The sequence below is a fragment of the Burkholderia sp. JKS000303 genome (assembly GCF_002563755.1).
Lineage (GTDB): Bacteria > Pseudomonadota > Gammaproteobacteria > Burkholderiales > Burkholderiaceae > Burkholderia > Burkholderia anthina_B.
Window position 1 is genome coordinate 1,300,138 of the sequence record NZ_PDBZ01000001.1, and the last position, 24,705, is coordinate 1,324,842.

Genomic DNA, 24,705 nt, shown 5'->3' on the forward strand with positions numbered 1-24,705 from the left:
GCGGCGAATCGTGCAATGTTGGCCAATCGGACAGGGTTCGTGCGCGCGCATGACGGTCCTGCAGCGACCGTGCGACAAGCCCGTCATGCGCGTGAACGACGGATAAAAAAAACCGCCCGGCGGAACCGGGCGGTTTCGGGAACAGCGAGATGGCAAGGCGGCTCGCGCCGCCCGTGCTTACTCGGCTGCCGGGTGTTGCGGCTCTTCTGCCGGTGCGCTCGGCGTACCGAAGTCGAATGCCTCTTCCGCTGCGATCTGGTCGAAACGCTCGCGGTCGGACATTTCCTTCGCCTTGCGTGCCTTGTGGAACGCGAGACCCGTACCGGCCGGAATCAGACGGCCGACGATCACGTTTTCCTTCAGGCCACGCAGATCGTCGCGCTTGCCCATGATCGCCGCTTCGGTCAGCACGCGGGTCGTTTCCTGGAACGATGCCGCGGAGATGAACGAGTCGGTCGACAGCGACGCCTTCGTGATACCGAGGAGCACGTTGTCGTACGACGCCGGGCGCTTGCCGTCGGCGGTCATGCGATCGTTCTCGTCCAGCATGTCGGAACGCTCGACCTGTTCGCCCGGGATGAAGCGCGTATCACCGTTGTCGGTGATCTGCACACGACGCAGCATCTGGCGAACGATCACCTCGATGTGCTTGTCGTTGATCTTCACGCCCTGCAGACGGTACACGTCCTGCACTTCGTCGACGATGTAGCGCGACAGCGCCTCGATACCCTGCAGACGCAGGATGTCGTGCGGATCGGCCGGACCGTCCACGATCATTTCGCCCTTGTTGACGACCTGAGCATCGTGGACCAGCACCTGCTTTTCCTTCGCGATCAGGAACTCGTGCTGATTGCCTTCGAGGTCCGTGATGACGAGACGCTGCTTGCCCTTCGTGTCCTTACCGAACGACGTCGTACCGGTGACTTCCGCGAGAATGCCGGCATCCTTCGGCGAACGCGCTTCGAACAGTTCCGCCACCCGCGGCAGACCGCCGGTAATGTCACGCGTCTTCTGCGCTTCGGTCGGGATACGTGCAAGCACTTCACCCACCTGAACTTGCTGGCCGTCCTTCACGGTGATCAGTGCGCCGACCTGGAAGCCGATCTGCACTGCGTGCTCCGTGCCCGGGATCTTCACTTCGTCGCCGTTCGCGTCGAGCAGTTTCACCTGCGGACGCACGCTCTTCGAAGCTTGCGAACCACGACGCTTCACGTCGATCACGACCAGCGTCGACAGGCCGGTCACGTCGTCGATCTGCTTCGCGACGGTCACGCCTTCCTCGACGTTCTCGAACTTCACCGTACCACCGTACTCGGTGATGATCGGACGCGTCATCGGATCCCACGTTGCCAGCTGCGTGCCGGCCTTGATCGTCGCGCCGTCAAGCTGCAGCAGCGTCGCGCCGTACGGGATTTTGTGACGTTCGCGCTCGCGGCCGATATCGTCGGTGATCAGCGCCTCGCCCGAACGCGAAATGACGATCTGCTCGCCCTTCGCGTTGGTGACGTAACGCATCGTCGCCGTGAAACGCACGATACCGTTGCTCTTCGCTTCGACCGACGAGGCCACTGCCGCACGCGATGCCGCACCACCGATGTGGAACGTACGCATCGTCAGCTGCGTGCCCGGTTCACCGATCGACTGTGCCGCGATCACGCCGACTGCTTCGCCGACGTTCACGAGCGAGCCGCGGCCGAGGTCACGGCCGTAGCAGGCCGCGCACAGACCGTAACGCGTTTCGCAGGTCAGCGGCGTGCGCACGCGCACTTCGTCGATGCCGAGGCGTTCGATTTCCTCGACCGCCGTTTCGTCGAGCAGCGTGCCCGATTCGTACAGCGTTTCCTGCGTTTCCGGGTTCACGACGTCCGCGACCGCAACGCGGCCGAGGATACGGTCGCGCAGCGCTTCGACGACTTCACCGCCTTCGACCAACGCCTTCATCGCGACGCCGTTCGACGTGCCGCAATCGTCCTCGACCACCACCAGATCTTGCGTGACGTCGACGAGACGACGCGTCAGGTAACCCGAGTTCGCGGTCTTCAGTGCCGTATCAGCCAGACCCTTACGCGCACCGTGGGTCGAGATGAAGTACTGCAACACGTTCAGGCCTTCGCGGAAGTTCGCGGTAATCGGCGTCTCGATAATCGAGCCGTCCGGCTTCGCCATCAGGCCTCGCATACCGGCCAGCTGACGAATCTGCACCGCCGAACCCCGGGCGCCCGAGTCGGCCATCATGTAGATCGAGTTGAACGACTCCTGGCGCGTCTCGTTGCCGTCGCGGTCCGTTACCGGCTCCGTCGACAGCTGCTCCATCATCGCCTTGCCGACCGCTTCCGACGTTGCCGACCAGATGTCGACCACGTTGTTGTAGCGTTCCTGCGCGGTGACGAGACCCGACATGTACTGGCGGTCGTACTCCTTCACCTTCTTCGCGGCGTCGCCGACGATCGTTTCCTTCTGCGGCGGCACGAGCATGTCGTCCACGCAGATCGAAATACCGGCACGCGTCGCGAGACGGAAACCCGACTGCATCAGCTGGTCGGCGAACACGACCGTCGCACGCAGACCGCACTTGCGGAATGCGGTGTTGATCAGGCGCGAGATTTCCTTCTTCTTCAGCGGCTTGTTCAGCACCGAGAACGGCAGGCCGTGCGGCAGGATCTCCGACAGGATCGCGCGGCCGACGGTCGTCGCGTACAGCGAGATCTTCGGCACGAATTCCGGCGCGCCTTCCGACGTGTCTTCGTTGCGCACCATTTCGGTGATCCGCACGTTGACGCGCGAGGCCAGCTCGACTTCCTTGTTCTCGTACGCGCGGATCGCTTCCGACACGCCGGTGAACGACAGGCCTTCGCCCTTGCCGTTGATCGCTTCGCGGGTCGCGTAGTACAGACCCAGCACGATATCCTGCGACGGCACGATCGACGGATCGCCGTTGGCCGGGAACAGCACGTTGTTCGACGCGAGCATCAGCGTGCGCGCTTCCATCTGCGCTTCGAGCGACAGCGGCACGTGAACGGCCATCTGGTCACCGTCGAAGTCGGCGTTGAACGCCGCGCAAACGAGCGGGTGCAGCTGAATTGCCTTGCCTTCGATCAGGACCGGCTCGAACGCCTGGATACCAAGACGGTGCAGCGTCGGCGCACGGTTCAGCATCACCGGGTGCTCGCGGATCACCTCTTCGAGGATGTCCCACACCACCGGCGTCTGGTTCTCGACTTCCTTCTTCGCAGCCTTGATGGTCGTCGCGACGCCCATCACTTCCAGCTTGTTGAAGATGAACGGCTTGAACAGTTCGAGCGCCATCAGCTTCGGCAGACCGCACTGGTGCAGCTTCAGCGTCGGGCCGACCACGATGACCGAACGGCCCGAGTAGTCGACGCGCTTGCCCAGCAGGTTCTGACGGAAACGACCGCCCTTACCCTTGATCATGTCGGCGAGCGACTTCAGCGGACGCTTGTTCGCGCCCGTCATCGCCTTGCCGCGACGACCGTTGTCGAGCAGCGAGTCGACGGCTTCCTGCAGCATCCGCTTTTCGTTGCGGACGATGATTTCAGGTGCCTTCAGCTCGAGCAGACGCTTCAACCGGTTGTTACGGTTGATCACGCGGCGATACAGGTCGTTCAGGTCCGACGTCGCGAAACGGCCACCATCCAGCGGCACGAGCGGACGCAGTTCCGGCGGCAGCACCGGCAGCACTTCGAGGATCATCCACTCGGGCTTGATGCCCGAGCGCTGGAATGCCTCGAGGACCTTCAGGCGCTTCGCGTACTTCTTGATCTTCGCTTCCGAGCCGGTGTTCTTCAGCTCGGTGCGCAGCGTCTCGACCTGCTCGTCGATGTTGATCGCGCGCAGCAGTTCACGCACGCCTTCCGCGCCCATCTCGGCACGGAATTCGTCGCCGTATTCCTCGACCTTGTTGTAGTAATCCTCTTCGGTCATGATCTGCCGCGCCTTCAGCGGCGTCATGCCCGGTTCGATCACCACATATGCTTCGAAGTACAGCACGCGTTCGATGTCGCGCAGCGTCATGTCGAGCACCATGCCCAGACGCGACGGCAGAGACTTCAGGAACCAGATGTGCGCGACCGGCGAGGCCAGTTCGATGTGGCCCATGCGTTCGCGACGCACCTTCGCCAGCGTCACTTCGACGCCGCACTTCTCGCAGATCACGCCGCGGTGCTTCAGGCGCTTGTACTTGCCGCACAGGCACTCGTAGTCCTTGATCGGCCCGAAGATCTTCGCGCAGAACAGACCATCGCGTTCCGGCTTGAACGTGCGGTAGTTGATGGTCTCCGGCTTCTTCACTTCACCGAACGACCACGAACGGATCTTGTCCGGCGAGGCCAGACCGATCTTGATCGCGTCGAAGACTTCTTCCTGTTGGACTTGCTTGAATAGATCGAGCAGAGCTTTCATTGCCTTCTCTCCGTAGTCCGATTAATTGCGGTCGAGATCGATGTCGATACCGAGCGAGCGGATTTCCTTCACGAGCACGTTGAAGGATTCCGGCATGCCTGCATCGATCACGTGATCGCCCTTGACGAGGTTTTCATAAACCTTGGTCCGGCCATTCACGTCATCCGACTTCACCGTCAGCATTTCCTGCAGCACGTAGGACGCGCCGTACGCTTCGAGTGCCCACACTTCCATTTCACCGAAACGCTGGCCACCGAACTGCGCCTTACCACCCAGCGGCTGCTGCGTGACGAGCGAGTACGGGCCGGTCGAACGCGCGTGCATCTTGTCGTCGACCAAGTGGTGCAGCTTCAGGTAGTGCATGTAGCCAAGCGTCACGCGACGTTCGAACATTTCACCCGTGCGGCCGTCGTACAGGCGGACCTGGTTCTTCGACGGGTTCATGCCGAGCTGTTCCGCGATCTCGTCCGGGAACGCGAGGTCGAGCATCTTGCCCATTTCTTCCTCGGTCGCACCGTCGAACACCGGCGTCGCGAACGGCACGCCTTCGCGCAGGTTCTTCGCCAGTTCGAGGATCTCGTCGTCGCTGAAGCTTTCCAGATCTTCCTGGCGGCCCGAATCGTTGTAGATCTTCGTCAGGAAGACGCGCATTTCCTCGATCTTCGCCTGACGCTGCAGCATTTCGCCGATACGCCAGCCGAGGCCCTTCGCGGCCCAGCCGAGGTGCACTTCCAGAACCTGACCCACGTTCATCCGCGACGGAACGCCCAGCGGGTTCAGCACGACGTCTGCCGGACGGCCATCGGCCATGTACGGCATGTCTTCGATCGGAACGATCTTCGACACGACACCCTTGTTACCGTGACGGCCTGCCATCTTGTCGCCAGGCTGCAGACGACGCTTCACCGCCAGGTACACCTTGACCATCTTCAGCACGCCCGGCGGCAGTTCGTCGCCTTGCGTGAGCTTCTTGCGCTTCTCTTCGAACGCGAGGTCGAACTGGTGGCGCTTCTCTTCGATCGAGTTCTTGATCGCTTCGAGCTGTGCCGCTGCTTCGTCTTCCGCCAGACGGATGTCGAACCAGTGGTAGTGGTCGAGGTCTTCCAGGTAAGCCTGGTCGATCTTCGTGCCCTTCGCGAGCTTCTTCGGACCGCCGTTCGCGACCTTGCCCACCAGCATGCGTGCGAGACGCTGGAACGCGTCGCCTTCCACGATGCGCAGCTGGTCGTTCAGGTCGAGACGGTAGCGCTTCAGTTCATCGTCGATGATCTGTTGCGCACGCTTGTCGCGCTGGATGCCTTCACGCGTGAACACCTGGACGTCGATCACGGTGCCGTTCATGCCCGACGGCACGCGCAGCGACGTGTCCTTCACGTCCGAAGCCTTCTCGCCGAAGATCGCGCGCAGCAGCTTCTCTTCCGGCGTCAGCTGGGTTTCGCCCTTCGGCGTGACCTTGCCGACCAGCACGTCGCCCGCTTCGACTTCAGCACCGATGTACACGATGCCCGATTCGTCGAGACGGCCGAGCTGGACTTCCGCCAGGTTCGAGATGTCGCGCGTGATTTCTTCCGGCCCGAGCTTCGTGTCGCGTGCAACGACGTTCAGCTCTTCGATGTGGATCGACGTGTAGCGATCGTCGGCCACGACCTTCTCCGAGATCAGGATCGAATCCTCGAAGTTGTAGCCGTTCCACGGCATGAACGCGATCAGCATGTTCTGGCCGAGCGCGAGCTCGCCCAGGTCCGTCGAGGCGCCGTCGGCCAGCACGTCGCCGCGCGAGACCTTGTCGCCCATCTTCACGATCGGACGCTGGTTGATGTTCGTGTTCTGGTTCGAACGCGTGTACTTGATCAGGTTGTAGATGTCGACACCGACTTCACCTGCGACTGCTTCGTCGTCGTTCACGCGAATCACGATACGGCCTGCGTCGACATAGTCGACGACGCCGCCACGGAACGCCTGAACCGTCGTGCCCGAGTCGACCGCGCAGGTACGCTCGATGCCCGTACCAACGACCGGCTTCTCCGGACGCAGACACGGCACGGCCTGACGCTGCATGTTCGAACCCATCAGTGCACGGTTCGCGTCATCGTGCTCGAGGAACGGAATCAGCGAAGCTGCAACCGACACGATCTGCGACGGCGCGACGTCCATGTACTGGATCCGGTCCGGCGTGACCATCATCGTTTCGCCGGCTTCACGCGACGACACGAGTTCGTCGATCAGCTGGCCGTTCTCGTCGATCGCGGCGTTAGCCTGAGCGATCATGTAGCGGCCTTCTTCGATCGCCGACAGGTAGTCGATCTGATCGGTCACCTTGCTGTCCACGACCTTGCGGTACGGCGTCTCGAGGAAGCCGTACTCGTTCAGGTGCGCGTACAGTGCGAGCGAGTTGATCAGGCCGATGTTCGGACCTTCCGGCGTTTCGATCGGACACACGCGGCCATAGTGGGTCGGGTGCACGTCACGAACTTCGAAGCCTGCGCGTTCGCGCGTCAGACCGCCCGGGCCCAGTGCCGAAACACGACGCTTGTGCGTGATTTCCGACAGCGGGTTGGTCTGGTCCATGAACTGCGACAGCTGCGACGAACCGAAGAACTCGCGGATTGCCGACGAAATCGGCTTCGAGTTGATCAGGTCGTGCGGCATCAGGTTTTCGCTTTCGGCCTGGCCGAGGCGTTCCTTGACCGCGCGCTCGACACGCACGAGACCCGCGCGGAACTGGTTTTCCGCCAGTTCGCCGACGCAACGCACACGACGATTGCCGAGGTGGTCGATATCGTCCACTTCGCCCTTGCCGTTGCGCAGCTCGACCAGGATCTTGATCGTCGCGAGGATGTCGTCGTCCTGCAGCGTCATCGGGCCGATGATTTCGTCACGGCTGACGCGGCGGTTGAACTTCATACGGCCGACCTTCGACAGGTCGTATGCTTCTTCGCTGTAGAACAGACGGTTGAACAGCGCCTCGACCGCTTCTTCGGTCGGCGGCTCGCCCGGGCGCATCATGCGGTAGATCGCGATGCGCGCGGCCGTCTTGTCGGTCGTTTCGTCGACACGCAGCGTCGACGAGATGTACGGACCCTGGTCCAGATCGTTCGTGTAGAGCGTCTGGATGTCCTTGATGCCCGCTTCGCGCAGCTTCTCGAGCACGCTTTCCGTGACTTCGTCGTTCGCGCTCGCGATCACTTCGCCGGTATCGCCGTCGACGACGTTCTTCGCCAGCACGCGGCCGAGCAGATAGTCTTCCGGCACCGAGATGAACTTGGTCTTCGCGGCTTCGAGGTCGCGAATGTGCTTCGCGTTGATCCGCTTGTCCTTCTGGACGATGACCTTGCCATCACGATCCGTGATGTCGAAACGCGCGACTTCACCACGCAGGCGCTCGGGCACGAACTCGAGTTGTGCGCCTTCGTCCATCAGCGTGAAGTTGTCGAACACGAAGAAGTTCGCGAGGATCTGTTCCGGCGTGAGGCCGATGGCCTTCAGCAGGATCGTGACCGGCATCTTGCGGCGACGGTCGACGCGGAAGTACAGGATGTCCTTCGGATCGAATTCGAAGTCGAGCCACGAGCCGCGGTACGGAATGATCCGTGCCGAGAACAGCAGCTTGCCCGAGCTGTGCGTCTTGCCCTTGTCGTGTTCGAAGAACACACCCGGCGAACGGTGCAGCTGCGAGACGATGACACGCTCGGTGCCGTTGATGACGAACGAGCCCGTCGGCGTCATGAGCGGCATTTCGCCCATGTACACTTCCTGCTCTTTCACTTCCTTGACGACCGGCTTGTTCGGCGATTCCTTGTCGAGGATGACAAGGCGGACCTTCGCACGCAGTGCGGAGCAGTACGTCAGGCCACGCTGCTGGCATTCCTTGATGTTGAATGCCGGCGCGGACAACGCATAGCTCACGAACTCGAGGCGCGCGAAACCGTTGTGCGAAACAATGGGAAATACCGATGTGAATGCGGCCTGCAAACCTTCAGGCTTGCGTTGCGTGGCCAGCACATCAGCTTGCAGAAACGTGCTGAATGATTCAAGCTGGGTAGCCAGCAAGAACGGAACTTGGTGAACGATGGGGCGCTTCGCGAAACTCTTGCGAATGCGCTTCTTCTCGGTGAAGGAATATTGCATACGATCTCCGAATCACGGCGGGTGCTGTCGAGGCGGGATACCTGGACGTTTCTAACCCGAGTGTTCACCGACTGAGACCCGATGGCCGCCCGATGGCTTGAACGAGCCGAGAAGCTTGGTGGTTGGCCGCTACCAACCGCTGGCTGACGGCAGCGGATGCCTGTGTTGCCCGCTACCCGACCAAACTTGCCTTCTGCAGTCGCTTCAGAAGACAAAGAGAAACGCCAATCGTGACACTGACAACGATTTGGCGGTTTTCTTTGGCTTCTGGGGCCGATTATTCGGGCTCCCGAATGAGTGCCAGAATAACGTCCCCACAAAGCACAAAAAGGCCGGCGGTGAAAATACCGCCAGCCTTCGCACAGCGCGTCGAAACTTACTTGACTTCGACCTTCGCGCCTGCGTCTTCCAGCTTCTTCTTGGCTTCGTCAGCAGCAGCCTTGTCGACGCCTTCCTTGACAGCCTTCGGTGCGCCGTCAACGACGTCCTTCGCTTCCTTCAGGCCCAGGCCCGTCAGTTCGCGAACTGCCTTGATGACTGCAACCTTGTTGCTGCCTGCTTCAGTCAGGACGACCGTGAATTCGGTCTTCTCTTCTGCTGCAGCAGCTGCGCCGCCGCCTGCCGGGCCAGCGACTGCAACTGCAGCTGCCGACACGCCAAACTTCTCTTCGAACGCCTTGACCAGTTCGTTCAGTTCCAGAACGGTCATCCCTTCGACTGCTGCCAGGATGTCTTCTTTTGCGATTGCCATTTGAAATACTCCTAAATTGAATTCGGATACAGCCAGCGATCAGTAGCGCTGATGCACGTTCGCTTATGCAGCTTCTGCTTGCTTCTTCTCGGCGAGCGCGGCCAGAGCACGCGCGAAGCCCGAAACAGGCGATTGCATAACGAACAGCAGCTTCGAGAGCAGTTCTTCGCGGCTCGGGATGCTTGCCAGCGCTTGCACGCCAGCCTTGTCCATCACCTTGCCATCGAACGCACCAGCCTTGATGACCAACTTGTCATTGCTCTTGCTGAAGTCGTTGACGACCTTAGCAGCAGCAATTGCATCTTCCGAGATGCCGTAGATCAGCGGACCAGTCATCTGCTCTGCCAGCGGAGCAAACGGCGTACCTTCAACAGCGCGACGCGCCAGCGTGTTCTTCAACACGCGCAGGTAAACCTGTTGCTCACGCGCTTTCGCGCGCAGCTTGGTCAGATCGCCAACCGCAATTCCACGATACTCAGCCAGCACAACGGTCTGAGCCTTCGCGACTTGCGCGGAAACCTCAGCGACGACGGCTTGCTTGTCTTCTCTATTAAGCGGCACGGTTAGCCTCCAGAAACGATACGTTCGGCGCGGCCGGCATGGCCGAAACCTCACGTACCTCGTTCAACAACGGCGTCCGACCTCGTTAGGAGTATTTCCACCTCATGCCGTGAATCGCTTCACGACCTGCGGCTTCACCACTGCAAAACTTTTTCGGGTTCGCCATCTGCGTTGGCTTGAATTAAGGGATCGCCTGCCTGCTGCGCCCCACCAACGGTCTTTGATAACCGGTTGCCCGCCCTACTGCACGAACAACCGCCCAAAGCCCATGTAGGCCGCTTCGCGAACGAAGCGGCCCGAATACTTTCTTACGCTGCCAGCGTAGCCTGGTCGACACGCACGCCGACGCCCATCGTGCTCGACAGTGCGATCTTGCGCAGGTAGACGCCCTTGCTCGTTGCCGGCTTCGCCTTCTGCAGCGCTTCGATCAGCGCCGACAGGTTCGAACGCAGTGCGGTCGATTCGAACGATGCACGGCCGATGGTCGCGTGGATGATACCGGCCTTGTCGACACGGAATTGCACCTGACCAGCCTTCGCGTTCTTGACTGCAGTCGCGACGTCCGGCGTGACCGTACCGACCTTCGGGTTCGGCATCAGGCCGCGCGGGCCGAGGATCTGGCCGAGCGTACCGACGATACGCATCGTGTCCGGCGAAGCGATCACGATGTCGAAGTCCATCTGGCCAGCCTTGATCTGCTCAGCCAGGTCTTCCATACCGACGATTTCTGCGCCTGCTGCACGAGCCTGCTCAGCCTTCTCGCCTTGCGCGAACACAGCAACGCGAACCGACTTGCCCGTACCTGCCGGCAGAACGACCGAACCACGAACGACCTGGTCCGACTTCTTTGCATCGATGCCGAGCTGAACTGCGACGTCGATCGACTCGTTGAACTTCGCGCTCGCGCATTCCTTCACGAGTGCCAGTGCGTCTTCGATCGCGTACAGCTTCTGACGGTCGACCTTGGCTTCAAATGCCTGACGGCGCTTGGAGATCTTAGCCATTTACACGCCCTCCACAGTGATGCCCATCGAGCGTGCGCTACCAGCGATGGTGCGAACGGCTGCGTCCAGATCAGCTGCCGTAAGGTCCGGCATCTTGGTCTTCGCGATTTCTTCGGCTTGAGCGCGCGTGATCGAACCGACCTTGTCGGTGTGCGGCTTGCTCGAACCCTTGTCCAGCTTGGCCGCCTTCTTGATCAGGACGGTCGCCGGCGGCGTCTTCATCACGAAGGTGAAGCTCTTGTCCGCGTATGCCGTGATGACCACCGGCACCGGCAGACCCGGCTCCATACCTTGAGTCTGCGCGTTGAACGCCTTGCAGAACTCCATGATGTTCAGGCCGCGCTGGCCCAGTGCCGGACCGACCGGCGGCGACGGATTGGCTTTACCTGCAGGGATCTGCAGCTTAACAAAGCCGACAATCTTCTTTGCCATTTGAAAACCTCGTTGGAACGCCAGACGGCGTTCGGTGAGTGATAACGCGCGTTCGCCACTGGCTACTGACGCTCCTCAACGGTCATAACGCGGACCATAAGCGCGAAGGTGGGCAGCCGAGGCTGCCCACCGAATCGGGATCAAACTTTTTCGACCTGACCGAACTCGAGTTCGACCGGGGTGGAGCGGCCAAAGATGGTGACCGACACACGCACGCGCGATTTTTCGTAGTTGACTTCTTCGACCGTGCCGTTGAAGTCCGTGAACGGGCCTTCCTTGACGCGCACCATCTCGCCAACTTCGAACAGGGTCTTCGGGCGCGGCTTCTCAACGCCTTCCTGCATCTGCGACATGATCTTTTCGACTTCCTTCGGGGAAATCGGGGTCGGGCGGTTACGTGCACCGCCGACGAAACCGGTGACCTTTGCCGTGTTCTTCACGAGGTGCCACGTCTCGTCCGTCATTTCCATTTCCACCAGCACGTAGCCGGGGAAGAAACGACGCTCGGTCACAGCCTTGTGACCGCCCTTTACTTCGACCACTTCTTCGGTCGGAACCAGGATCTGACCGAATTTGTCCTGCATGCCAGCACGTTCGATGCGCTCCTGAAGCGCACGTTGCACGCTCTTCTCCATACCGGAGTAGGCGTGCACGACGTACCAACGCTTTCCGCTCGGGGATGCCGGAGTATCGCTCATATCATTTCCAACCCAGAATCGCCGAGAAAATCACCCATTCGATCGATTTGTCACTCAACCAGAGGAAAATCGCCATCACGAGCACGAAACCGAACACGACGAGTGTGGTTTGCGTTGCTTCCTTGCGGGTGGGCCAAACGACCTTGCGGACTTCCTTGTACGAATCCTTGGCAAACGCGATGAGGCTCTTGCCAGGTGCGGACATCAGTCCAACGGCCACGCCGGCGATGATACCTACCGCCAACGCGGCACCGCGGACATACCACTGCTGGTTGGCCAGCCAGAAGAAGCCCACGAATCCGGCCAAGACCAGCAATACGCCCAGGGCCAGCATCAGCTTATCGCCGGAGGTATTTACAGTTTCGACGGATGGATTCGCCATAACACCTTAAAACAAATGCCACGTGTGGCACGTGGCGATTTTTGGCAGGGGCAGAGGGAATCGAACCCCCAACCTTCGGTTTTGGAGACCGACGCTCTGCCAGTTGAGCTATACCCCTAAACCATGTTGGGACTGGCTGTTGCCAGCCCCAAAACTGTCGATCAACGAATAACTGGCTTACTCGATGATCTTGGCGACGACGCCGGCGCCGACGGTACGGCCGCCTTCGCGGATTGCGAAGCGCAGACCTTCTTCCATCGCGATCGGAGCGATCAGCTTCACCGTGATCGACACGTTGTCGCCCGGCATCACCATTTCCTTGTCCTTCGGCAGCTCGATCGAGCCCGTCACGTCCGTCGTACGGAAGTAGAACTGCGGACGGTAGTTGTTGAAGAACGGCGTGTGACGGCCGCCTTCGTCCTTGCTCAGCACGTACACTTCAGCCGTGAAGTGCGTGTGCGGCGTGATCGAACCCGGCTTCGCCAGAACCTGGCCACGCTCCACGTCTTCACGCTTCGTGCCGCGCAGCAGGATACCAACGTTGTCGCCTGCTTGACCTTGGTCCAGCAGCTTGCGGAACATTTCAACGCCCGTGCAGGTCGTCTTCACCGTCGGCTTGATACCGACGATTTCGATTTCTTCACCGACCTTCACGATACCGCGCTCGACACGACCCGTCACAACCGTACCACGGCCCGAGATCGAGAACACGTCTTCCACCGGCATCAGGAACGCGCCGTCAACCGCACGCTCCGGCGTCGGGATGTACGTGTCCAGCGCGTCTGCCAGGCTCATGATCGCCACTTCGCCCAGCTCGCCCGTGTCGCCTTCCAGCGCCAGCTTGGCCGAACCCTTCACGATCGGCGTGTCGTCGCCCGGGAAGTCGTACTTCGACAGGAGTTCGCGAACTTCCATCTCGACCAGCTCGAGCAGTTCAGCGTCGTCCACCATGTCGCACTTGTTCAGGAACACGATGATGTACGGAACGCCAACCTGACGCGCCAGCAGGATGTGCTCACGCGTTTGCGGCATCGGGCCGTCTGCTGCCGAGCAAACCAGGATCGCGCCGTCCATCTGCGCTGCGCCCGTGATCATGTTCTTCACATAGTCAGCGTGGCCCGGGCAGTCGACGTGTGCGTAGTGGCGGTTAGCCGTTTCGTACTCGACGTGTGCCGTGTTGATCGTGATGCCGCGCGCCTTTTCTTCCGGTGCCGCGTCGATCTGGTCGTAAGCCTTCGCTTCGCCGCCGAACTTCTTCGTCAGAACCGTCGTGATCGCTGCCGTCAGCGTCGTCTTGCCGTGGTCAACGTGACCAATCGTACCAACGTTGACGTGCGGCTTGGTCCGCTCAAATTTACCCTTGGCCATTTTCGACTCCCAAAAGGAATTCACAGGTTGCGCCGCGCGCAAACAGACACTGACTTTAACTGCTGGTGCCCATGGGCAGGATCGAACTGCCGACCTCTCCCTTACCAAGGGAGTGCTCTACCACTGAGCCACATGGGCGGTATTACGCTTCAACTACACGGACTGGAGCGGGTGAAGGGAATCGAACCCTCGTCGTAAGCTTGGAAGGCTTCTGCTCTACCATTGAGCTACACCCGCATGGGCCACTAACGATTCCCTACCGCTCGCTGCGCTGATGTTCTTGGTGGAGGAGGTTGGATTCGAACCAACGTAGGCGTAAGCCAACAGATTTACAGTCTGCCCCCTTTAGCCACTCGGGCACCCCTCCGTAGAGAACTGACGATTATGGGGGTGCATCGAACTCTTGTCAAGCACATCCGGAAGATTATTTTCATTCTCTTCCACCGCGCCGACTCGACTCACCCGACACCCGCACCTGCCCGGCTAAGGCAAGCACGAGAGGATCGCCGATTGGCGTCCACATCCTCGTCAGATCCCGTCTTCAGCGCTGACTTGCGTCTTTGCTGAAAACGAAAGACCGCCATCATAATGCCTCCGAAGCAGAATGCCAAGCGGGTGGAAGCAAAAAATTTGCAATTTCCATGCCGGAAGCGTCTGCGGGGTTCGGTTTGGGTGTTCACCCGACCGAAGTCGGGAACGGTGCCGCGTCGAAGTGGCGCCCGACCGGGGTATTTTCCCACCGACTTTGCCGGGACATTCCAATTCCGAAGGCAGATCAGACGGGAGCGCTGCCGCCTCAGTCCGCTTATCCGTCCTTACCCGTCGTCGGACGCTCCAGACCGGCCCCAAGCCGATCGAGTGCCAAGCCATTGGCCGCGACCGCAAAGTCGGCGCGATACCATCCCGATTCGCCTGCTCGAGTACCCCTCCCGAATGCTCCGTTACCAACCCATGCAGAATCGCGTCCGATTGTTTGTCTTTGCACTGACCTTTTTCGCTTCCGGGGCCCAGGCACACGACGCCACCAATACGTGGTGTCGCGCGGAGAGGATCGCGATGGTTCGGCAGCAGGCGCTTTTCGAGAGCCGCACGGCAGATCGCACTAAAGGCGCGGCGGCACGCGCGGCATACGACACGCTGAAGCCGGCCATCGATGCCGACTGCCTCTCTGCTTCGGGCAACGGCGCAGTGTCGTCGCACGTGATGCCCCCAGGAGCGATTGCATACGCATGGCTCCTCAATGATGCATCCGTCTACCTGACAGCCGCAGGCAGCAGCGATAACAACCTCCAGAGCGATGTAGACAACGATAGCTGCCTCGGCATCCTGCACCCGCTGATCGGCGACGATATGCGTCCGCATGCCTGGCTGCCGAACCGCCTGGGCGCCGCGGTCGCGGCCAACGTTCAGCTGTGCAGCGAGCATTGCGTCGGGCCGTCGTGCAAGCCGACCAACATGAATGTCTGGTCTGCCTATCGCAGCGAGGCTGCGCAGTACGCACGACATCCCGCATGTTCGTACGACGCGCGCCTCGTTCAACTGGGCGCGGACACCTGCGTCGGCTTCGATGGCGGCGTATATGGCTCAGCTCATACGGCCGAGGATGCAGGCAAGCTGACATGCAACGCCCGTTCGTCGACATCCTCGACCCGTTGCCCGGCGATTCTCGTGCTGACCCGCGATCAGGGTAAAAGTACGATTCGCCGATTCCCGCCGGCCGAACATTCGGCACTGAGTGATCCGAGTACCGCATGCGCGGTCCGATCAACCGGCGTCGACACGGACGGCACGCGCTTCGCGCTGATGGGCGAGGGACGAGACTGCTTCGGTGGCACCGCCTATTCGCTCATCGAAGAAATCTACGTTCTCCGACGGGGCCAACCCGTGCTGGTCAAAAGCAACAGCGAGGACTTCTGACGGAATCGGGCCGACAGACGCGGTCCGCGATTTACCACACGATGCCGGCGGCACGCCTCACGGTCCCGAGCACCGTTCAAGCAGCTGCCCCATGCTCCAGCGAGTTCACTCTGTCAACGAGGGAGTCGGCAGATCACGTCGATATAGGCTATTCCCGGCAGCAACACCGTCTGCCAAAGTTGACGGCGTTAGACGAAGATAAGAGAAATACTCGGCGGAATTGACCTGCCTGATTTCTTCGGGCCATTTCAATCTTGGAGAACGACCTCGGTTACGTCAGTTGAACAATACTGCTGCTTGAACTCGTCGGGCGTCAGGTATGCCAGACTTGAATGCGGCCGCACGGCGTTGTAGTGACGCCGCCACTGCTCGATCACGACCGTGGCTTCGGTGCGCGTCCGAAACCATTCGAGGCTCAGGCACTCGTCGCGGAATTTACCGTTGAAGCTCTCGTCCGCACCATTTTGCCAAGGCTTGCCGGGATCACTGAGCGCCATTTCCATCCCGCTATCCGCTGCCCACTTCAGGATGGCGCGCGACACGAACTCCGGACCATTGTCTGAGCGAAGGTAGCGTGGCGCACCGTGGACGCTGACCAGCTTCGACAGAACCTCGATGACCCGTCCGGAGCGGATCGATCCCGCAACATCGATGGCCAGGCACTCACGCGTGTATTCATCAATCACCGTCAGGCATTTCAGTTGCTGGCCGTTGGCGCAGGCGTCGAACACGAAGTCATACGCCCAGACATGTCGAGCCGCTGTCGCGGGCTGTGGCCGCGGGCGACTGACCGACACGCGTCTACGCGGACGCTTGCGAGGCACCTGCAGCCCCGCAAGACGCCAAAGCCGCCAGGCCCGGTCGGCGCTCATCGGATGGCCTTGCCGCTCCAGAAAGATCTGGATTCGCCGGTACCCATAGCGTGGATACTGCGCCGACAGAATGCCCATCGCCGCCAGCACCGGCGCATCCCGCACAGTAAGCTTCGATTCGTAATGCAGCGCTGATCGTGCCACCAACATCAGCGCGCACGCACGTCTCTCCGACAGGCCCCTTGCTTTCGCGTAAGCGACCTGCTGGCGTCGGGCGGGCGCGCTCACCACTTTTTTGTGTTGATCTCGCGCATCACGTCCAGTTCCAGATCACGTTCCGCCAGTATCTTCTTCAGCCGCGCGTTCTCTTGCTCGAGTTGCTTGAGCCGCTTGACGTCGGCCGCCTCCAGCCCGCCGAAATGCTGGCGCCAGTTGTAGATCGTCTGCTCGCTGATCCCATGCTTCTTCGCGACCTCGGCGACTGGCGCCTTGTCCGCCTCCCGCAGGATCGTCACCATCTGTTCGTCGGTAAATCGGCTCTTCTTCATGACTTCCTTTTTCTCCGTTGGAAGCCATTCTCTCAAGTTTCAGTTGGTCCGAAATTTCCAGGGCAGGTCAGAATGGGAATTGATCACAAATCGACGATGTAGCGACTTCCAATTTTCTCGAGCTCGGCCGGAGCGCGAATCGGCAGCAGAGAGACGTGAGGCGGAACGCTTCACACTCCGTCGATCGACCGAATCCCACCGGGCCACTCGTCCGAGAGGACGCAAATTGCGTGGTGCAGCAGTAGAGACAGGTCTGCTGGACGGAGTTTAAGTATTGCTGGTGACGCAGATGGAGATCCATCGGCAATTGATAACGGTGGCCCGGGCAGCGCCGAGCGGGATGCATCCGGGACGACGTGGCTGGCTTCAACGACAAGCGGCGAGATATAAAGCGACACGCATTGGCGAGGGCCTGCATTCGTTCTTTTGGCGGCAGATCACGCCAATATAGGCTCAAATACCCAGAAATAACCAAAGAATCGTCAATTCACGCGCCTCGCCTCGAGCAGCGCGAAGCGCATCGTCACGGCCGTGAAGTGGCCCAGCTCCGGTGGAATCGAGCCTGCTGCCCCGCGTGATCGGGATCGCCCGAGATCGACGTGCAGCCGGTAGCTGCCTGGCCGGCTCACCCCCGTGGCGGTATTGGATGCCCGAATCGCCCACCTGCATTTCCGCCGCTCAAATGCAAAAACCCCCGCCTTTCGGGCGGGGGTTCTCGGCTTAGGGAGCCTGACGATTACCTACTTTCACACGGGAATCCGCACTATCATCGGCGTAGAGTCGTTTCACGGTCCTGTTCGGGATGGGAAGGGGTGGGACCGACTCGCTATGGTCATCAGGCAAAGAGGGTTGTTGCGCTGGCTTCGCAGCACAACCAATCTTGGAAGAAGCAGTAATTTTTTGAGTTGTGTGTATCGCACACACGAGAATCCAACCCGTCCGACGCGCTATCCAGCGCGAAACAGACTTGTTATAGGATCAAGCCTTACGGGCAATTAGTATCAGTTAGCTGAACGCATTACTGCGCTTACACACCTGACCTATCAACGTCCTGGTCTCGAACGACCCTTCAAGGGGATCTAGTCCCCAGGGATATCTCATCTTAAGGCGAGTTTCCCGCTTAGATGCTTTCAGCGGTTATCTCTTCCGAACATAGCTACCCGGCGATGCCACTGGCGTGACAACCGGTACACCAGAGGTTCGTCCACTCCGGTCCTCTCGTACTAGGAGCAGCCCCCTTCAAATATCCAACGCCCACGGCAGATAGGGACCAAACTGTCTCACGACGTTTTAAACCCAGCTCACGTACCTCTTTAAATGGCGAACAGCCATACCCTTGGGACCGGCTACAGCCCCAGGATGAGATGAGCCGACATCGAGGTGCCAAACACCGCCGTCGATATGAACTCTTGGGCGGTATCAGCCTGTTATCCCCAGAGTACCTTTTATCCGTTGAGCGATGGCCCTTCCATACAGAACCACCGGATCACTATGACCTGCTTTCGCACCTGCTCGACTTGTCGGTCTCGCAGTTAAGCACGCTTATGCCATTGCACTATCAGCACGATTTCCGACCGTACCTAGCGTACCTTCGTACTCCTCCGTTACGCTTTGGGAGGAGACCGCCCCAGTCAAACTGCCTACCATGCACTGTCCCCGACCCGGATCACGGGCCAAGGTTAGAACCTCAAACAAACCAGGGTGGTATTTCAAGGACGGCTCCACCGAAACTAGCGTTCCGGTTTCATAGCCTCCCACCTATCCTACACAGATCGGTTCAAAGTCCAATGCAAAGCTACAGTAAAGGTTCATGGGGTCTTTCCGTCTAGCCGCGGGTAGATTGCATCATCACAAACACTTCAACTTCGCTGAGTCTCGGGAGGAGACAGTGTGGCCATCGTTACGCCATTCGTGCAGGTCGGAACTTACCCGACAAGGAATTTCGCTACCTTAGGACCGTTATAGTTACGGCCGCCGTTTACCGGGACTTCAATCAAGAGCTTGCACCCCATCATTTAATCTTCCGGCACCGGGCAGGCGTCACACCCTATACGTCCACTTTCGTGTTTGCAGAGTGCTGTGTTTTTATTAAACAGTCGCAGCCACCAGTTTATTGCAACCCCTTCACCCTTTGCCCGCAGGGGCATCAAGCTACAAGGGCGTACCTTATCCCGAAGTTACGGTACCAATTTGCCGAGTTCCTTCTCCCGAGTTCTCTCAAGCGCCTTAGAATACTCATCTCGCCCACCTGTGTCGGTTTGCGGTACGGTCATCGTTAGACTGAAGCTTAGAGGCTTTTCTTGGAACCACTTCCAATTGCTTCGCTCCCTAAGGAGCTCGCGCCACACCCTTGAATCCTGCGCCCGGATTTGCCTAAGCGCCTTCTCCAATGCAGCGACCGGGACTTCCAACACCCGGACAACCTTCCGCGATCCGTCCCCCCATCGCATCTAACAATGGTGCAGGAATATTGACCTGCTTCCCATCAGCTACGCATTTCTGCCTCGCCTTAGGGGCCGACTCACCCTACGCCGATGAACGTTGCGTAGGAAACCTTGGGCTTACGGCGAGGGGGCCTTTCACCCCCTTTATCGCTACTCATGTCAGCATTCGCACTTCTGATACCTCCAGCATCCCTTCCGAGACACCTTCGCAGGCTTACAGAACGCTCTCCTACCATGCGTGCAAAGCACGCATCCGCAGCTTCGGTATATAGCTTAGCCCCGTTACATCTTCCGCGCAGGACGACTCGATCAGTGAGCTATTACGCTTTCTTTAAAGGGTGGCTGCTTCTAAGCCAACCTCCTGACTGTTTTAGCCTTCCCACTTCGTTTCCCACTTAGCTATATTTGGGGACCTTAGCTGGCGGTCTGGGTTGTTTCCCTCTTGACACCGGACGTTAGCACCCGATGTCTGTCTCCCGTGATTGCACTCTTCGGTATTCGGAGTTTGCTATGGCGGGGTAATCTGCAATAGACCCCCCAACCATGACAGTGCTCTACCCCCGAAGGTGAGACACGAGGCACTACCTAAATAGTTTTCGGAGAGAACCAGCTATTTCCAAGTTTGTTTAGCCTTTCACCCCTATCCACAGCTCATCCCCTAACTTTTCAACGTTAGTGGGTTCGGACCTCCAGTACGTGTTACCGCACCTTCATCCTGGCCATGGATAGATCACTTGGTTTCGGGTCTACGCCCAGCAACTGAACGCCCTATTCGGACTCGCTTTCGCTACGCCTGCCCTATACGGTTAAGCTTGCTACTGAACGTAAGTCGCTGACCCATTATACAAAAGGTACGCCGTCACCCCTTTCGAGGCTCCGACTGTTTGTATGCATGCGGTTTCAGGATCTATTTCACTCCCCTCCCGGGGTTCTTTTCACCTTTCCCTCACGGTACTGGTTCACTATCGGTCGATCACGAGTATTTAGCCTTGGAGGATGGTCCCCCCATCTTCAGACAGGATTTCACGTGTCCCGCCCTACTTGTCGCACACCTAGTTCTTTCGTACTGTTTTCGCCTACGGGGCTATCACCCGCTATGGCCACACTTTCCAGAGTGTTCGGCTAACAATACAAATAAAGAGTGCAAGGCTCATCCCATTTCGCTCGCCACTACTTTGGGAATCTCGGTTGATTTCTTTTCCTGCGGTTACTTAGATGTTTCAGTTCACCGCGTTCGCTTCGCATAGCCTATGTATTCAGCTATGGATACTCCAAAAGGAGTGGGTTTCCCCATTCGGACATCTACGGATCAAAGCTTGTTTGCCAGCTCCCCGTAGCTTTTCGCAGGCTACCGCGTCCTTCATCGCCTGTGATCGCCAAGGCATCCACCACATGCACTTGTTCGCTTGACCCTATAACGAGTCTGTCTCATCGACAGTTCGCTACAGGTTGAGTTCTCGCATTTGTGCCGTATTCCAATTGAGTCAAACATAGAGTTCGAATCATCTTGAGATACATCGATACAATCACAACCCGGATAGTTTCCACGTCCATCTCAAGACGCTTCCGCTATCCAAATTACTTACTTCTTCCAGATTGTTAAAGAACGACAGCCGATATGGTGTTACTCATATCACTCTGACTGGCTCAATCGCCAATGAGAAAAACTCGAACCAAACTTCATTCGAATGTTTGTCATTGAAGATTATTGAAAGCGGCCGGCATTATAACCGGTTTAACCGCAGACAGCTAGTCTGTCTTTAATTTACAGCCGATAAGCGTGAGCGCTCAACTTTGCGAGAAGCTCTAGAAAGGAGGTGATCCAGCCGCACCTTCCGATACGGCTACCTTGTTACGACTTCACCCCAGTCATGAATCCTACCGTGGTGACCGTCCTCCTTGCGGTTAGACTAGCCACTTCTGGTAAAACCCACTCCCATGGTGTGACGGGCGGTGTGTACAAGACCCGGGAACGTATTCACCGCGGCATGCTGATCCGCGATTACTAGCGATTCCAGCTTCATGCACTCGAGTTGCAGAGTGCAATCCGGACTACGATCGGTTTTCTGGGATTAGCTCCCCCTCGCGGGTTGGCAACCCTCTGTTCCGACCATTGTATGACGTGTGAAGCCCTACCCATAAGGGCCATGAGGACTTGACGTCATCCCCACCTTCCTCCGGTTTGTCACCGGCAGTCTCCTTAGAGTGCTCTTGCGTAGCAACTAAGGACAAGGGTTGCGCTCGTTGCGGGACTTAACCCAACATCTCACGACACGAGCTGACGACAGCCATGCAGCACCTGTGCGCCGGTTCTCTTTCGAGCACTCCCACCTCTCAGCAGGATTCCGACCATGTCAAGGGTAGGTAAGGTTTTTCGCGTTGCATCGAATTAATCCACATCATCCACCGCTTGTGCGGGTCCCCGTCAATTCCTTTGAGTTTTAATCTTGCGACCGTACTCCCCAGGCGGTCAACTTCACGCGTTAGCTACGTTACTAAGGAAATGAATCCCCAACAACTAGTTGACATCGTTTAGGGCGTGGACTACCAGGGTATCTAATCCTGTTTGCTCCCCACGCTTTCGTGCATGAGCGTCAGTATTGGCCCAGGGGGCTGCCTTCGCCATCGGTATTCCTCCACATCTCTACGCATTTCACTGCTACACGTGGAATTCTACCCCCCTCTGCCATACTCTAGCTTGCCAGTCACCAATGCAGTTCCCAGGTTGAGCCCGGGGATTTCACATCGGTCTTAACAAACCGCCTGCGCACGCTTTACGCCCAGTAATTCCGATTAACGCTTGCACCCTACGTATTACCGCGGCTGCTGGCACGTAGTTAGCCGGTGCTTATTCTTCCGGTACCGTCATCCCCCGACTGTATTAGAGCCAAGGATTTCTTTCCGGACAAAAGTGCTTTACAACCCGAAGGCCTTCTTCACACACGCGGCATTGCTGGATCAGGCTTTCGCCCATTGTCCAAAATTCCCCACTGCTGCCTCCCGTAGGAGTCTGGGCCGTGTCTCAGTCCCAGTGTGGCTGGTCGTCCTCTCAGACCAGCTACTGATCGTCGCCTTGGTAGGCCTTTACCCCACCAACTAGCTAATCAGCCATCGGCCAACCCTATAGCGCGAGGCCCGAAGGTCCCCCGCTTTCATCCGTAGATCGTATGCGGTATTAATCCGGCTTTCGCCGGGCTATCCCCCACTACAGGACATGTTCCGATGTATTACTCACCCGTTCGCCACTCGCCACCAGGTGCAAGCACCCGTGCTGCCGTTCGACTTGCATGTGTAAGGCATGCCGCCAGCGTTCAATCTGAGCCAGGATCAAACTCTTCAGTTTAAACCTGTTACTGTTTTCGGTTCAGTTAAGAACCGGTCGCTCACTCAAAGCTGACAGGAATATGAATTGCTTCATAAACCTGACTTACTTTAGTGTGAGACTCTTGATACTTTCGCTATCTGATCCGAGGATCAGCTCGCGTCCATCAAGCGCCCACACTTATCGGCTGTTAATTTTTAAAGAGCATTTCTGCGAGGAACTTCGTGTTTCTCAGCAGCGCTGCGTTTTCAGCAGCAGAGAAGCGAGATTATGAACCGTCTTTTTCAACTCGTCAACAACTTTTTTAACTACTTCGTTGCGACGGCTGGGGTTCAACACCTTGTGTGCCGGGGCTCTACAGCAACCTCGACCGCACCGCTTCCCTTCCTTCTTCCCCCGCGCTGCGTTTCCGTTAGCGCGAAAGAGGCGTGATTCTAAGCACCCACCCCAATCTCCGCAAGCCCTTTTGTGAAAATATTTTGAAAAAGCCTCCGTGCGCTGCCGCGCACGGAGGCTTTGGGGGCAACGAGCAACGTGGCCACTGCGAACCTGACGTCAGCCACCACCCATCGCTCTATATATAAGGTGACATCACTTGCCGCCGGCGGCGGCCTGCAGTTGCTCCATCGGTACCGCTTCTGCCATCGCCGCGTAGCCGGCGTCGCTCGGGTGAATGCCGTCGCCGCTGTCATACCGGCGCTGAAGCACGCTCGGGCGCGCCGGGTCGCGCAATATCGCGTCGAAGTCGACCACGCCGTCGAATCCGCCGCCACTCCGAACCCACCGGTTCACCTCGAGCCGGATCGCCTCGCGTCCCGCCGGCAACCCCGCCGGCGTGAGCGTCGCGCCGAATACCTTCACGCCCTGGCGATGCGCCGCCTCGATCAACCGGCGATAGCCGTCGATCAACGACGCGGCGGTGACCTGCGTATGCGGGTTGTCGCAATCGAGCCCTGCGCGCGGCGGCATCGCCGCGAAGTTGATGTCGTTGATCCCGATCAGCACGATCACGGCCTTCACACCCGCACGCGACAGCGCATCGCGCTCGAACCGCGATGCCAGCGACGTGCCGTAGCACGCCGAGTCGCTGAGCAACCGGTTCCCGCTGATGCCGAGATTCACCACGCCGAGTGACTCCGCCCCCGACGCAGTCAGCCGGCGCGTCAGCGCGTCCGGCCAGCGATGGTTCCGGTTCAGGCTCGAACGCAGCCCGTCGGTGATCGAGTCGCCGATTGCCGCGACACTCGCCCGCGCGGAACCGGCCTCGACCGCCAGCTCCGTCACCCACGCATATTGAGTAAAACGGGTACGGAATGCACCGGCACCCGGATCGTCCACATGATCGCCCGGCGTCGACACGTAATTGAACTGGTTCGACACACGGTGCCAGACGGTCATCCGCTGGTTCGCCCCCATCCGCAGACTGATCGCATACGGTCGCCCGGCAGTCACGTCGATCGCCACGGGATCGCTTTCGAGCTCCTGGCCCGGCGCTAGCGTCACCGACGCCTTGCCGCCGAAGCGCACCGGCGCAGCCGAGCGCTCGGCCAGTGCGGCGCCGTCGCCCGCACGCGCAAGGCCAGCATCCTCGATCACCAGCGGCGCGCGGCCGTATGCATTGCTGACGCGAATCCGCGCGGCGCGCCCCGATACCGTCGGGTAGACGATCTGCCTGACGGTCCGCCCCGCCACATCGGGCGCTCGATACAGCGGCGGTGGTGCGGCCAGGTCGGGAATCGGCTGCAACGCGGTCGCCCACGCAGCGACCCACCCGGCCGGCGCGGCCGAGGCCGCAAGCGGCGACAGGAAAACGGACGCGCCCAGTACGGTCGCGACGACACTGCTTCGGAATGACATCGGCGAAATCCTCATCGGAAAGCGGGCATTGTGCCGCAGAAGCCGCCCGTCTCACGCAACGG

The 24,705-nt window shown here is 59.2% G+C and carries 12 protein-coding genes, 4 tRNA genes and 3 rRNA genes; 1 reads left to right on the forward strand and 18 read right to left on the reverse strand.

Annotated elements, in window-relative coordinates; genetic code table 11:
- Positions 1 to 177: 177 nt before the first annotated feature.
- The 13 genes from rpoC to BX604_RS06330 all read right to left on the reverse strand — a co-directional run bounded on the left by rpoC (position 178) and on the right by BX604_RS06330 (position 14,110).
- Complete coding sequence (gene rpoC, locus BX604_RS06270; RefSeq protein ID WP_098550012.1) at positions 178 to 4,419, reverse strand: DNA-directed RNA polymerase subunit beta'; 4,242 nt, start codon at positions 4,417 to 4,419, stop codon at positions 178 to 180.
- Between the two features lie 21 nt (positions 4,420 to 4,440).
- Positions 4,441 to 8,547: a DNA-directed RNA polymerase subunit beta gene (gene rpoB, locus BX604_RS06275; protein WP_098550013.1), complete on the reverse strand. Its 4,107-nt coding sequence runs from the start codon at positions 8,545 to 8,547 to the stop codon at positions 4,441 to 4,443.
- A gap of 376 nt (positions 8,548 to 8,923) precedes the next feature.
- Complete coding sequence (gene rplL / locus BX604_RS06280) at positions 8,924 to 9,298, reverse strand: 50S ribosomal protein L7/L12 (protein ID WP_006759674.1); 375 nt, start codon at positions 9,296 to 9,298, stop codon at positions 8,924 to 8,926.
- A 63-nt stretch (positions 9,299 to 9,361) separates the two neighbouring features.
- The gene (gene rplJ / locus BX604_RS06285) at positions 9,362 to 9,859 is read right to left on the reverse strand and encodes a 50S ribosomal protein L10 (protein ID WP_085043647.1); all 498 of its coding nucleotides are present in this window, start codon (positions 9,857 to 9,859) and stop codon (positions 9,362 to 9,364) included.
- 308 nt (positions 9,860 to 10,167) lie between these two features.
- Positions 10,168 to 10,863 carry a 50S ribosomal protein L1 gene (gene rplA / locus BX604_RS06290; RefSeq protein ID WP_098550014.1) on the reverse strand — a complete coding sequence of 232 codons (696 nt, stop codon included), beginning with the start codon at positions 10,861 to 10,863 and terminating at the stop codon, positions 10,168 to 10,170.
- Complete coding sequence (gene rplK, locus BX604_RS06295; protein ID WP_098550015.1) at positions 10,864 to 11,295, reverse strand: 50S ribosomal protein L11; 432 nt, start codon at positions 11,293 to 11,295, stop codon at positions 10,864 to 10,866.
- Positions 11,296 to 11,435: 140 nt separating this feature from the next.
- Positions 11,436 to 11,993, reverse strand: a complete 558-nt coding sequence (gene nusG, locus BX604_RS06300) for a transcription termination/antitermination protein NusG (RefSeq protein WP_006400672.1) — start codon at positions 11,991 to 11,993, stop codon at positions 11,436 to 11,438.
- Between the two features lies 1 nt (position 11,994).
- Entirely contained in the window at positions 11,995 to 12,375 is a 381-nt protein-coding gene (gene secE / locus BX604_RS06305) for a preprotein translocase subunit SecE (RefSeq protein ID WP_006482892.1), read from the reverse strand.
- A 42-nt stretch (positions 12,376 to 12,417) separates the two neighbouring features.
- Positions 12,418 to 12,493: transfer RNA gene (locus BX604_RS06310), tRNA-Trp, on the reverse strand.
- A gap of 59 nt (positions 12,494 to 12,552) precedes the next feature.
- A complete protein-coding gene (tuf, locus tag BX604_RS06315) occupies positions 12,553 to 13,743 on the reverse strand; it encodes an elongation factor Tu (RefSeq protein WP_011350666.1) in 1,191 nt (396 codons plus the stop codon).
- A gap of 63 nt (positions 13,744 to 13,806) precedes the next feature.
- Positions 13,807 to 13,881 (reverse strand) — tRNA-Thr (locus BX604_RS06320).
- 25 nt (positions 13,882 to 13,906) lie between these two features.
- Positions 13,907 to 13,980, reverse strand: a tRNA-Gly gene (locus BX604_RS06325).
- Positions 13,981 to 14,024: 44 nt separating this feature from the next.
- Positions 14,025 to 14,110 (reverse strand) — tRNA-Tyr (locus BX604_RS06330).
- Positions 14,111 to 14,694: 584 nt separating this feature from the next.
- Here BX604_RS06330 and BX604_RS06335 point away from each other — a divergent pair.
- A complete protein-coding gene (locus BX604_RS06335) occupies positions 14,695 to 15,660 on the forward strand; it encodes a hypothetical protein (protein ID WP_143748007.1) in 966 nt (321 codons plus the stop codon).
- Between the two features lie 248 nt (positions 15,661 to 15,908).
- Here BX604_RS06335 and BX604_RS06340 read toward each other — a convergent pair.
- From BX604_RS06340 to BX604_RS06360, 5 genes are all read right to left on the reverse strand, one after another.
- A protein-coding gene (locus BX604_RS06340; protein WP_098550017.1) for an IS3 family transposase occupies positions 15,909 to 17,020 on the reverse strand; the annotation gives its coding sequence in 2 pieces (ribosomal slippage) (positions 15,909 to 16,771 and positions 16,771 to 17,020; 1,113 coding nt in all).
- A 727-nt stretch (positions 17,021 to 17,747) separates the two neighbouring features.
- Positions 17,748 to 17,860: ribosomal RNA gene (rrf, locus tag BX604_RS06345) — 5S ribosomal RNA — on the reverse strand.
- A 134-nt stretch (positions 17,861 to 17,994) separates the two neighbouring features.
- Positions 17,995 to 20,876, reverse strand: a 23S ribosomal RNA gene (locus BX604_RS06350).
- A 398-nt stretch (positions 20,877 to 21,274) separates the two neighbouring features.
- Positions 21,275 to 22,807, reverse strand: a 16S ribosomal RNA gene (locus BX604_RS06355).
- Together the 16S, 23S and 5S rRNA genes form the textbook arrangement of a ribosomal RNA operon.
- Before the next feature lie 570 nt (positions 22,808 to 23,377).
- Positions 23,378 to 24,643 (reverse strand): SGNH/GDSL hydrolase family protein, encoded by a 1,266-nt coding sequence (locus tag BX604_RS06360; RefSeq protein WP_098550018.1) that lies wholly within the window; start codon positions 24,641 to 24,643, stop codon positions 23,378 to 23,380.
- Positions 24,644 to 24,705: the final 62 nt, after the last annotated feature.